Source organism: Rhizobium sp. NZLR1b (assembly GCF_019685155.1).
Classification (GTDB): domain Bacteria; phylum Pseudomonadota; class Alphaproteobacteria; order Rhizobiales; family Rhizobiaceae; genus Rhizobium.
Map to the genome: position 1 here is coordinate 137,468 of NZ_JABDWC010000007.1, position 11,828 is coordinate 149,295.

The following is an 11,828-nucleotide window of genomic DNA, read 5'->3' on the forward strand; positions in this document are numbered from 1 at the left end:
CTTAGCGGCTACCCCCGAGCGTCTGCACGGCTTCCTTGAAGGAATCCTCGCTGTCGCGCATCAGCGACGAGACGCTTTCGAAGGCGCGGTTGACTTCGATCAACTGGGTGATCTCGCGCATGGCGTTGACGTTGGAGTTTTCGAGATAACCCTGCTCGACGCCGACATTGAAGCGGTCGACGACGGCGCGCGGCTGGTCAGTGGTCATGATGCCGCTGTTTTCGTAGCGTAGGTATCCCTTGCTGACATCGGCCTCGAACAGCCCGAGCGAGGCGACCTGGCGGTCGCCCTGGTAGATGATGCCGTCGGTGCCGACGGCCGGCTCGCCGCCCTTCGAGTTGAGCTGGATGGGCGCGCCGCCGGCGTCGAGAACGGGATATCCGCGGATCGACACGAGTTCGCCGGTATCCTTGAGCGTGAAGCGGCCGTCCCTCGTCAGGACGCGGCCTGCCGGCGTATCGAGCGAGAACCAGGCATCACCTTTGACGGCGAAATCGAGCATGTTGCCGGTGTGCTGCAATTCGCCATTTCCCTCGTTCAGATAGTCGTTGCCCTGGGAAACGAAGGCGACCTTGGTGTTGAGCTTGTTCTTGGAGTTCGCCACCATCTCGTCGAACTTCACCTCGGTGGCGCGAAAGCCGGTCGTGTTCACGTTCGCCATGTTGTCTGCGATGGTGGTCAGGCGCTTTTCGAGCGCCATCTGCGACGACAGTGAAACATAAAGACCGGATTGCATGTCGGTAAGCTCCAAGCATTGGCGATGAACGGAACGAAAAGCCGGGCGTCGTCTTTGTGATTCGGCCGGGATTTCGCTGAGGCGGCATCTCAGAAACGGGTGCGGACACCCATTCGTCTCCTTTAGCCTGACGGCAGATGCTTGCGCGAAGCTGGCACGCGGAAATGCCCCGCGACCAGCCCTTTCATCAGCCTCACGCAAGGCAGAAATCCTATCCGTCTCAGAGAAAAGCAACGTTCAGATTGGGCTGACGATGAATATTATTATCGGATTTATTGTTGTCTGCGGCTGCATCGTCGGCAGCTTCATGGCGATGGGCGGCGAAGTGAACGCGCTGTTCCAGCCCTTCGAATTCCTCATCATCGGCGGCGCCGGCCTCGGCAGCTTCATCATGGCGAACCCAATGAAAGTGGTGAAGGATTCCGGCAAAGCGCTCGGCGAAGCCTTCAAGCACGCTGTGCCGAAAGAACGCAATTATCTCGACACGCTCGGCGTGCTCTATTCGCTGATGCGCGACCTGCGCACCAAGTCGCGAAACGAAATCGAAGCCCATATCGACAATCCGGTCGAATCGACGATCTTCCAACAGGCTCCGACAGTTCTGAAGAACAAGGAACTGACGGCGTTCATCTGCGACTACGTGCGTCTGATCATCATCGGCAATGCCCGCAGCCACGAGATCGAGGCGCTGATGGACGAAGAACTCAACACCATCATGCATGACAAGATGAAGCCTTACCACGCGATCCAGATCATGGGCGATTCCTTCCCGGCGATCGGTATCGTCGCCGCGGTTCTCGGCGTCATCAAGGCGATGGCTCACATCAACGATTCACCTGAGGTGCTCGGGCACCTGATCGGCTCGGCGCTCGTCGGCACCTTCCTCGGCATTATCTTGTCCTATTGCGTCTGCTCGCCGCTGGTCTCCCAGATCAAGATCGTGCGCAACAAGCAGCACCGACTCTACGTCATCGTCAAGCAGACGCTGCTTGCTTACATGAACGGCTCGGTGCCGCAGGTCGCTCTCGAATACGGCCGCAAGACGATCTCGGCTTACGAGCGTCCGTCCATCGACGCGGTCGAACAGGAAATGATGAACCCAGGCGGCGAAAACAAGGCGGCTTAAATGACTATGAGCAATGCTTCGCATGACAAACCGGCAATGGATCCTGCCCTTCTCGCCAAGCTGACAGGCGGGCTTGGCGATAGAGGCAGGGTCGCCAAGATCTGCAGTTCCTTCGGGGAAGTCTACAGCGAATTCTTTCCCGACGTCATCAAGAGCGAGACCGGCCTCGACGTGACGGTCAACTATCTCGGCTGCGAGATCGGCTATAAGAACCACCTGATCGACGACCTGAACGCGAACGTCACCCTCGTCGACGTGACACTGCGCAACTGGTCGCAGAACATCACGCTTGCCTGCGGCAACGGTTTCGTCATCACGCTGATGGAGCACCTGCTCGGCGCCACCGCCGATACGATCGAGGAGCCGGCCGACCGGCTGCTGTCGGTCATCGAAATCGACCTGGCGGTGATGGTTTTTGACAAGATCGCCAAGGTGCTGCGCTCGGCCGTCAACGCGCCCGGCGGTTTCGAACCGAGCCTTTCGGCCCCGCACGCGCTCGAGATGCGCGCCCGGCCGCCGGAGGACCGCCCGGACGAATTCGCCGCCGCCATCAATATGTCGATCACGCTTGCCGGCATCGTTTCGGAATTTTCGTTGATGGTTCCGCAGACCGCGCTGCTCAAGACCAAGGTGACGCCGCCGAAGCCGAAGCGCCAGGCGACCGGCAAGTCGGCGGAGTGGACCGAACAGCTGGGCGACCAGGTCCGCCGCTCGCATGTCACACTCGAGGCCAAGATCAGGCTGCAGGACCTGACGCTGCGCACGATATCGAAGCTGATGGTCGGCGACGTCATTCCGTTCCGCGACAGCGGTGACGTGCGCGTCGAGGTCAGCGCCAACAGCAAGGAATTGTATGTGTGCGAGTTCGGGCGTTCAGGCGAAAACTACATGGTCCGCGTCCGGGATACGATGAACTCGGATGACGAACTCATCCGTCATTTAATGAATTAATCGGTTCTCTGGCTTTTGGGCTGCAAAGGCAGTTTGAGGCAAGTTTCAACTGGAATAGTGATTTCATGGCTACGAAGAAAACACAGCAGAACAGCGACCTCTCCCTGGATCTTCCGGGCAGCGAAGCGGATCTCGACCAAGCGATCGACGATCTGCGCGGCGTGCTGAAGCAGGATGCCGATGGCGACCTGCCGCAGTTTGGCGACGACCTGCAGAACGACGCCTTCGCAGCAGGAACCGATCTGGCGGCCTTCGGCGGCGAGATGTCGGACACCCCGTTTGGCGGCGACGATTTCGGCGGCGATTTCGGCGCCGGCAATGCCAGCCCGGCTGCCGGCATGGATTTCGGCGACAGCCCCTCTTTCGACGCATCGCCGGCTCCGCTCGGCAGCGCGCTGAATTCGAACTTCGACCTGATCATGGACATCCCGATCGACGTCCAGATCATGCTCGGCACCAGCCGCATGCAGGTCTCCGGCCTGATGAACCTCAATGAAGGGGCGACGATCGCCCTCGACAAGAAGATCGGCGAACCGGTCGAGATCATGGTGAATGGCCGCAGGATTGCGCGCGGCGAGATTACGGTGCTTGATAATGACGACACGCGATTCGGTGTGAAACTGATAGAAGTTTTGAGTACGAAAAAAGCCTGATCCCTGTGTGGGACGGAGAGGTTAGACCATGATGGACTTTGACGATTTCGGCGGCGCGCTAGCCGGGAAACCGTTGACCCAGGCTGAAAAGGCGGCGGCTGTTCTTCTCGCTATGGGAAAGGGAGTCGCCGGCCGGCTGTTGAAATATTTCACCCAGGCCGAACTGCAGACCATTATCTCATCCGCTCAGTCGCTGCGCGCCATCCCGCCGGACGAACTCTTGATGCTCGTCGGCGAATTCGAAGACCTCTTCACCGAGGGCGCCGGACTGATGGACAATGCCAAGGCTATCGAGGCCATTCTGGAAGAAGGCCTGACGCCCGACGAGGTCGACAGCCTGCTCGGCCGCCGCACGGCATTCCAGGCCTACGAAACCTCGATCTGGGATCGTCTCAGCGAGGCGGAGCCGACCTTCGTGGCACAGTTCCTGCTGCGCGAACATCCGCAGACCGTCGCCTATATTCTTTCGATGATGCCTTCCAACTTCGGCGCCAAGGTGCTGCTGCAGCTCCCAGACAACCGCCGTGCTGACATCATGAACCGAACGGTCAACATGAAGGCCGTCAGCCCGAAGGCCGCGCAGATCATCGAGAACCAGGTGATGACGCTGCTTGCCGAGGTAGAGGCAGAGCGCAATGCCGCCGGCTCGACGAAGGTCGCCGATCTCATGAACGAACTCGACAAGCCGCAGGTCGACACGCTGCTCACCTCGCTGGAATCGATCAGCCGCGAATCCGTCAACAAGGTCCGTCCGAAAATCTTCCTGTTCGAGGACCTCATGTACATGCCGCAGCGCAGCCGCGTCATGCTGCTCAACGACATCTCGACGGATGTGCTCACCGTCGCATTGCGCGGTTCGCCGCCAGAGATCCGCGAATCGGTTCTCTCCGCCATCAGCCCTCGCCAGCGCCGCATGATCGAATCGGATCTGCAGAGCGGCATGGGCGGCGTCAATCCGCGCGAGATTGCCATTGCCCGGCGCGCCGTGGCGCAGGAAGCGATTCGCCTGGCCAACTCAGGCCAGATCGAGCTCAAGGAGAAGGAAGGCGACGCTTCGGCAGCCGCCTAAAGCGGGGCGCGCATTGACCTTCGTTCGTGCGACCCGTTTTCGTTCCAGGTTTTATGCGTATCGGTATCCCGGATACCGCTGCCCGCTTCCGAGCGACATACATAGCACTCCGAGACTGTTGACAAATCCAGCCGCCTGCAAAGCGGCTGTTGATCGCCATGCGACAGGCGACTACCCTTCCAATACAGGCCGCGCTCTAAAGCGCGTCGCAGGGAACCCGGTTTCCGCGGCGCGCTTTAGCTCTTTGTTTTGATGCATGTCGTCATTCCAGAACCGCTGCACACTTTTGGGCGACATGCAGTAGCTGCTGCCTATTTCTTCGACGGAGGGCCGCGACTTGGCAGACGATGACAAGGACAGCAAAACAGAAGCCCCGACCGCGAAAAAGCAAACCGACGCGGCTGAGAAAGGCAACGTGCCGTTTTCGCGCGAGCTGTCGATCTTTGCGACCATCCTTGCCACCTATATCTATCTGGTGTTCTTCCTCCCCGACAGTGTCGGCCGCATGACTGAAACCCTGCGCGACATCTTTGAGCAACCCGACCAGTGGAAGATCGAGACGGGTCCCGACGTCCTTTCGCTGTTCGTCAAGCTCGGCTGGGCATGTGCGGCGCTGCTGGCGCCGGCCTTCATCCTGTTCATGGTGTTCGGCATCGCCTCCTCCGTCTTCCAGAACCTGCCGACGCCGGTGCTCGAACGCATCCGGCCGCAGGCCTCGCGCATCTCTCCCGCCAAAGGCTGGGAACGGCTCTTCAGCCTGCCGGGCCTCGTCGAGTTCGGAAAATCGCTGTTCAAGGTCGTCGTCGTCGGGGTGATCCTGTTTTTTGTGCTCAGAAGCGAATATTTTAGCTCGATCGACGCGATGTTCTCCGATCCGCAGACGATCCTGGTGCGGATCTCGACGGCGATGCGCAAGATCATCATCGTCGTGCTGATCGCCACCGCGATCGTGGCGATCGTCGATGTCTTTTGGACGCGCCATCACTGGTTCACCGAGCTGAAGATGACGCGGCACGAAATCAAGGAAGAAAACAAGCAGGCGCAGGGAGACCCCTTCGTCAAGGGGCGGCAGCGCTCGTTGATGCGCGACCGCGCACGCCGGCGTATGATCGCCAATGTGGACCGGGCGACGCTCGTCATCGCCAACCCGACGCACTATGCGGTGGCGCTACGCTATGCCCGCGAAGAAAACGACGCGCCGGTGGTGCTGGCCAAGGGCCAGGACCTTATTGCGCTCAAGATCAGGGAGATTGCCGAAAAAAACGGCATCCCGGTGTTCGAGGATCCGCCACTTGCGCGCTCCATGTTTGCGCAAGTCTCGATCGATAGTGTCATACCGTCAGTCTTCTATAAGGCCGTTGCGGAGCTGATCCACCGGGTCTACGCCGCAGATGCCAAGAACAAACGGGTAAGATAAGCCGAATGAAAAAATGCCCTCACTCTACCCAGCGTGAAAAGATCCTCGCAGTTGCGATCAGCCCGGTCGCCACGGAACTGCGCCTTCTGGATGCTTCTGACCTTATTTCACTGCTGCGCTTCGAGTATTACGGCAACCTTTCCGATCTCGTCGCTTCGGCGGCAGAGCTTTTCTTTCATCCGGGCACGGTGAATTTCGGCCTGGGCGGCAACTATACGCTGGAATGGGGCGGCAAGCCCGAAGTCGTTCTCGATCTGGAAATCAAGCCGCGCGGCGTCACCGTTTATGCACAGCTGACTCTCGCCGAAGATCACGCCGGCATCGAGATCAATCATATCGCTTTCCAGGATCCCTCGGCCGATCCCGACGAAAACACCGTCTTCCTCGAAAAGAGCCTCCGGGAAGCGCGCTACAACGTCAATCAGTCGCCCCGGTCGCTGGCGGGCTGACATCTCTCAGGACAATCGCGCTTTCATCCGTCCTTCGACAGCGCATCGCCCCACAATCGGAAACGGTTTTGACTCAAGCGCGTCGCATCAAACTTGATTCATGCGACGATGCGTGTCGTAGGCCCGGAACCACTGCACAGTTCCGGGCGACACGCATCAAACGCAATCTTAAAATGAAAGAGCCCGGCCCGCAGGGCCTCAGCTGATGTAGCCGAGCCGGATCGCCTTGGCGATCGCCTGGATGCGATTGACGGAATCGAGTTTGATGGTCGCCGAGCCGAGATAGGCGTTCACGGTGTGCACGGACAGGCCGAGCTTGTCGGCGATCTCTTCGCTGATGCGGCCGTCGCCGGCAAGCTGGAGACAGGCGATCTCGCGTTCGCTGAGCGCCTCGGCGGTGGCCGTGCGGCGTTCGTCGAGCGAGAGCAGATCCATCATAATATGGCAGCAGCGACCGTGCAGCTCGACGATCGTATCGCTCGAGGGATCAATCTCATCGCCGGTGAAAAGGATGAAACCGTTGCCGACCGTGCCGAGCCGCACTGGAAAGGCAAGGCCGGAAAAAGGCACAATACCGTCCTGCAGCCGCGTCATGAACGGGGCGAAGTCCGCAGGACCAGGTGCCGCATGGTCGTAACCGCCGGCCCATGAGAGCGGCAACAAAGACTTCTCGATATGGTCGAGAAGGATATCGCCATAGGCATCTGTGAAGGCCTTGCCGAAGCCGGCATTGGAAGACCCCCAGTTCTCGAGTTCGCAGACAAGGCGCTGCTTTGCCGGAAGACCCGAGCCGCTGACGCGGAAGATCGCAAACCCTTGAGCATCGGCGAGCTTCTGCATCGCAATCAGCCGCGGGAAAAGATCGGACCGGCTGGAAATCCTGTTCACACGCACCATGCGCAGCTGTTCGGCGCTGCTCATCGTCCTGGCTGATGGATGCCCCATAGATCCCCCTATACGAGATTATTGCGGACGGCGAAGGCAATCGCCTCGGACCGGGTCTTGGTCGCCGTCTTGCGCATCACGCTGGTGATGTAGTTGTTGATGGTATTGCGGGAGATTCCGAGGATCATGGCGATCTCGTCGCTGGTCTTGCCCTCGGCGATCCAGAAGAGGCATTCCAGCTCGCGGTCCGTCAATTCGAAATCGCGGTCGACCCTCGTACCACCGCAGCGGAGGAAACTCGCGACATAACCTGCAAGCAGGCCCACATCTCGCAGGCGCTCAGGCGAAAGGATGAACCCCTCGCCGAACAGGAACATCAGGGCCAGCCGCGACCGGCCGACATTGAAGGTGAGAGAACAATATTGACGGCTGGCGCCGTCGGGCACGTCGGCAGTATCAGGCATAAGAGCAAAATTCGGCTGGAAGACCTGCATGCATTTTTCCAGCTCCGTCGAACGGGCATAGCCGCGAACCAGATCATTGGCGATATCCCTGACCAGGTCAAAGGGCCAATCCGACGAAACAATGAAATCGAGACCGCTTTCCTGAAGGAGATCGCAGCGCGCCAGAAGGTAGTGCGAAGCACCCACATACTCGGTCAGCGCCCGCAGACCGGACTGCAACCTGCCAGTGTTGGCGACGCCGTGCAGGCGCTGGAGGAGTTGATCGCGCGGCAACAGATCCGGCATCACCGCGCTCGCGAAATTCGCCATCTGCCTCTCGCCTTTGCTCGCCTGAATTACGTTCATATCCATTGGCAATGTCCTGCGGCTGAGAAACGATCGAACTCGGTGCAACAGCAATTTTTCTGTAAGGGATTCAATTCAAGTTCCGCTCGAATCCCATTTCGAATCACCCAAGGGTAAGCCAGCCGATGCAAATCACCATCTCCGACTTCTAGGGATTTACTTTCGCTGTCGCCCATGCGCTGATTCGATGATCAATTCCACCCCTCAAGATATAGGGGAGGCTAAGGTGATTCTGGGGGTATCGCAACTTCATTCGCGTTTTACGCGAGTTCGCCTTATTAAATTTCTCGACAGCGACACTTTTCGGCATCATGCGCTGGTGCGGTCGGATCTGTTCCTGGTCTTCATGCCGAATGCCCGACATTTACCGTCACTGCTTCCAGAGCGGTTCGTCATTTGTTTGCGGGAACTGACAACGATCCCGTTACAGGAAATCAAGCGTGGTACCGACATGAAAAAGGCCGGTTGCCCGGCCTTTTTTCTTACGCTGCCTCGTCGATCGCCCATTTCCGGAGGATTTTCGCGGCGCGTTCCTCGTTGATCTCGACCATGCGGGAGAGCTTGCGCTCCGGGCCTTCCTTGACGCGACGATTGAAGTTTCCGTCGTCGTCGCCGAGGCTGAGCAGATCCTCGGTGCTGTCGAAGCCGAAGTCGGAGCCGAAGCCGTCCATGAGGGCTCCTCCGGGCGCGCCTGCGGAAGGCGCGAAGTCCGGAAGCTCGAGGCCGGCCGCCTCCGGCGTGGCGTCGCCGAGGACCGACGAGCTGCCATTGCCGCTGACGCTGCGCACTAGAGGCCGCAGGCCCATCCAGACCACCACGAAGGCGACCGCGACGAAGGCGAGAGAGTTGATAATGCCGGCGAGGTTGCGGCTCAGCATATCCATGACGCGCACACCACCGGTGGCGTCTTCGAGCAGCTGGTTCTCGAGGAAATCCATCGCCGTAACGGTGACGACGTCGCCACGCTTGGCGTCGATGCCGGACGCCGAAGCGACGATCTTCTGCATTTCGGCAAGATAGGCATCGATCTTGGCCTGGTCGGCGGGCTCGCCGACCATCTTGGCGATGCGGCCCTTGTTGACCACCACCGCAATCGACAGCTTCTCGACCTTGTAGCTGTTGCGGGTCGTCGCCGTCGTCCGGCTGTTGATTTCGTAGTTGGTCTGCTCTTCGCGCTTGTCGGACTTGTCCTGCGATTCGGGCCCGGCGGAGCCGCCGGCCTCGGGAGCCGCCTGCGGAATATTCTGCTCGACCGTCGTCGCGCTGTCCGACTGTTTCTGCTGCGACTGCTGGGCTTCCTTGGTCGAGCGGACCGAGCGTTCGACCTTGGACTCGGGATCGTAGGTCGTTTCCTGGATCTGCTGGGCGTCCGTGTTGAGATCGGCGGTCACGCTGGAACGGAAGTTGTCCATGCCGAGGAAGGGTGCCAGCGCCTTGTCGATGTTGGATTCGACTTCCTGCTGGACGTTCTGGACGATGGTGAGCGAGCGGTTCAGCGAGCTGTTGCTCGCTTCGTCGCCGGAAGCGAGCAGTTGACCGGCGGAATCGAGGATCGTCACGTCATCGACGTCAAGCCCCGGCACGGCCGAGGCGACGAGGTGGCGGATCGAGGTCGCGGCACTGCGCCCGGTGGTGGCGCTGGCACGAATCATGACGGAGGCGGTCGGCTTCTGCTCCGCCTTTCGGAAGTTTCCAACCTCCGGCATGACGATATGCACGCGCGCGGCGGTGATCCCGGAGATCGACTGGATGGTGCGGGCGATTTCGCCTTCCAGCGCTCGAACCCGCGTCACCTCCTGCATGAAGGAGGTCAGGCCGAGGGAGCCGACATTGTCGAAGAGTTCGTAACCGGCATTGGCGCTGTTCGGCAGGCCGCGCTCGGCAAGCAACAGCCGGGCTTTGCCCGTCATCCCTGCGGGGACGCTGATACTGGTGCCGTCCGTACCGACCTGGAAATCGACGTTGGCTTCGGCAAGCGCCATGCTGATCTGGTTGAGATCCGGCGCATCCAGACCGACATACAGCGTTTCCTGTGCCGGCTTGTTGACGAAAAGAGCGGCCGCAAGGACGATTGCGATAGAGACGGCGCCGACGCCTCCGAGAATCATCAGGCGTGTTCGGCCAAGGGAACTGAAGTTCTTAAAGATCTGAACTAATTGATTTAACAGATTCATTCTGTTCTCGCACGATTCGTCAAAGACAAAGCAGGCTTATTGCCTCATCTGACGAATAATCGGCGAAACTTGTGCGAGCGTTTCGTGAAGCGCCGGCGGGAGCAAAAAAGGCCGAATGAATGCGCCCCAAAACTTCGCAGCGGTTTTGGGAAACGACATGCATAAATCAAGACTTGGAGCGCCGCATGAATCCGGCTTGAAGCGATGCGCCTTAGAAGAAGTCGAAGTCGCCGGCTGCCTTGCTCAATGGCTGGGAATGGCCGTGGCGTGTGGCGCCGCCCAATGCCTTCTGCATTTCTGCCAGCTTGACGAGGCTGAGCGCGGTGGCGACGTCGACTGCCCAGCCGTGCGGGATTTCGCCGGTGATGGTGTCGATGAACTCGGCAAGGCCACGCGATTTCTGCACGGCGAGGTCGATGCCCTGCATGACCTTCATGGCATCCGGTGAATTCAGAATTTCGGCGCCGCCGAGATCGAGAAGCTGCGGCTCGATGCGCTCGATGAGATAGGCGACATCGTGCAGTTCGGAAACGATGCGCATCAGGATGTCGCTCAACGCCTCGACAGGCGCAGGCGGCTCCATCACCGGGTTAAATGTCATATGAAAATCCTCGACATCAAAAAAATTCGATACTGGTTTCGACGGGCTTCGGCGGAGCGGCAGGGCGCTGCTCGAGAGCGACGGTTCTCTGCGTTTCGGCGCCGGTCAGGGGGTATTGCCGGGCACGACCGGAGACGGGCCAAAATTCAAGCTTGCGTCCGTGGTCTCCGCCTGTGGAGGAACCGACCACCGGAATGCCTTCATCCTTCAGGAACTGCATGGCGAAGGCCGCGTTCTGCTCACCGACATTGGAGAATGTCGAGATCGTCTTGGCGCCGCCGAAGATCTTGGCCTCCAGCCTGTCGCGCCGGGCGCCCTGTTTCAGGAGACCGTTGATCAGCAGTTCCATCAGATGCACGCCGTAACGGGTGGCATCGCCGCCTGAGGTCGGCGACGTCGCCGAACCGGGCAGCAAGAAGTGGTTCATGCCGCCGATGCCGGCGATAGGGTCTCGGAGGCACGCAGCCACGCAGGAACCGAGAATGGTCGAGAGGACCGCATTCGGATCGTTCAGAACCTTGTACTCGCCCTGAATGATGTGCACGCGGCGGGCTGCCCCCTCAGTGATCATTTCAGGGCTCCAAACACAGCTTCGATGGCCGCTTTCATCTTCTCGATCGTGAACGGCTTGGCGAGCACGTTGTTGGCCCCGAGCTGGGCTGCCTTCTGCACCAGTGCTCGGTCGCCCTGGGCGGTGAGGATGATGAAGGCTGCCTTCTTGGTGTTCGGATTGGTGCGCACGGCCTGAAGGAAGCCGATGCCATCCATCTTCGGCATGTTGAAGTCCGAGATCACCAGGTGGTGCGGCTGCTCGGCCATGATTTTCATGCCCTGCTCGCCGTCGCCTGCGGACGTGATCTGCTTGAAACCGAGCTGGGTCAGCGCGTCACTGAGCAGCAACCGGCTCGTTACCTGATCGTCGACGATCAGAACTTTGATTTTCTCCGCGATCGACATT

General features: G+C 59.7%; 13 protein-coding genes. 6 read left to right on the forward strand and 7 right to left on the reverse strand.

The window, feature by feature from the left end; all coding sequences use genetic code 11:
• Position 1: 1 nt before the first annotated feature.
• Positions 2–736, reverse strand: coding sequence for a flagellar basal-body rod protein FlgF (gene flgF, locus HJB84_RS12815; protein ID WP_207582927.1), 735 nt, complete (start codon positions 734–736; stop codon positions 2–4).
• Between the two features lie 253 nt (positions 737–989).
• On the opposite strand from flgF, the gene motA reads away from it, so the two are divergent.
• The 6 genes from motA (at position 990) to HJB84_RS12845 (ending at position 6,401) form a co-directional block, all read left to right on the forward strand.
• Positions 990–1,862 carry a flagellar motor stator protein MotA gene (motA, locus tag HJB84_RS12820; RefSeq protein WP_207582926.1) on the forward strand — a complete coding sequence of 291 codons (873 nt, stop codon included), beginning with the start codon at positions 990–992 and terminating at the stop codon, positions 1,860–1,862.
• Positions 1,863–2,813 (forward strand): FliM/FliN family flagellar motor switch protein, encoded by a 951-nt coding sequence (locus tag HJB84_RS12825; RefSeq protein WP_207582925.1) that lies wholly within the window; start codon positions 1,863–1,865, stop codon positions 2,811–2,813.
• A 65-nt stretch (positions 2,814–2,878) separates the two neighbouring features.
• Positions 2,879–3,466 carry a flagellar motor switch protein FliN gene (fliN, locus tag HJB84_RS12830; protein WP_207582924.1) on the forward strand — a complete coding sequence of 196 codons (588 nt, stop codon included), beginning with the start codon at positions 2,879–2,881 and terminating at the stop codon, positions 3,464–3,466.
• A gap of 28 nt (positions 3,467–3,494) precedes the next feature.
• On the forward strand, positions 3,495–4,535 hold the full coding sequence (fliG, locus tag HJB84_RS12835) for a flagellar motor switch protein FliG (protein ID WP_207582923.1): 1,041 nt from the start codon (positions 3,495–3,497) through the stop codon (positions 4,533–4,535).
• Positions 4,536–4,872: 337 nt separating this feature from the next.
• Complete coding sequence (gene flhB, locus HJB84_RS12840) at positions 4,873–5,952, forward strand: flagellar biosynthesis protein FlhB (protein WP_207582922.1); 1,080 nt, start codon at positions 4,873–4,875, stop codon at positions 5,950–5,952.
• A 5-nt stretch (positions 5,953–5,957) separates the two neighbouring features.
• On the forward strand, positions 5,958–6,401 hold the full coding sequence (locus HJB84_RS12845; RefSeq protein WP_207582921.1) for a hypothetical protein: 444 nt from the start codon (positions 5,958–5,960) through the stop codon (positions 6,399–6,401).
• Positions 6,402–6,599: 198 nt separating this feature from the next.
• Here HJB84_RS12845 and visR read toward each other — a convergent pair whose 3' ends face one another.
• From visR to HJB84_RS12875, 6 genes are all read right to left on the reverse strand, one after another.
• On the reverse strand, positions 6,600–7,346 hold the full coding sequence (gene visR, locus HJB84_RS12850) for a transcriptional regulator VisR (protein WP_207582920.1): 747 nt from the start codon (positions 7,344–7,346) through the stop codon (positions 6,600–6,602).
• A gap of 8 nt (positions 7,347–7,354) precedes the next feature.
• Positions 7,355–8,101 carry a transcriptional regulator VisN gene (gene visN, locus HJB84_RS12855; RefSeq protein WP_207582919.1) on the reverse strand — a complete coding sequence of 249 codons (747 nt, stop codon included), beginning with the start codon at positions 8,099–8,101 and terminating at the stop codon, positions 7,355–7,357.
• Positions 8,102–8,577: 476 nt separating this feature from the next.
• Positions 8,578–10,269, reverse strand: a complete 1,692-nt coding sequence (gene fliF / locus HJB84_RS12860) for a flagellar basal-body MS-ring/collar protein FliF (protein ID WP_207582918.1) — start codon at positions 10,267–10,269, stop codon at positions 8,578–8,580.
• A 211-nt stretch (positions 10,270–10,480) separates the two neighbouring features.
• A complete protein-coding gene (locus HJB84_RS12865) occupies positions 10,481–10,870 on the reverse strand; it encodes a hypothetical protein (protein WP_003584234.1) in 390 nt (129 codons plus the stop codon).
• Positions 10,871–10,886: 16 nt separating this feature from the next.
• The gene (gene cheD / locus HJB84_RS12870; RefSeq protein ID WP_207582917.1) at positions 10,887–11,441 is read right to left on the reverse strand and encodes a chemoreceptor glutamine deamidase CheD; all 555 of its coding nucleotides are present in this window, start codon (positions 11,439–11,441) and stop codon (positions 10,887–10,889) included.
• Positions 11,438–11,827, reverse strand: coding sequence for a response regulator (locus HJB84_RS12875; RefSeq protein ID WP_003556488.1), 390 nt, complete (start codon positions 11,825–11,827; stop codon positions 11,438–11,440). Before HJB84_RS12875 ends, cheD begins: the two co-directional genes overlap by 4 nt.
• Position 11,828 lies beyond the last annotated feature (1 nt).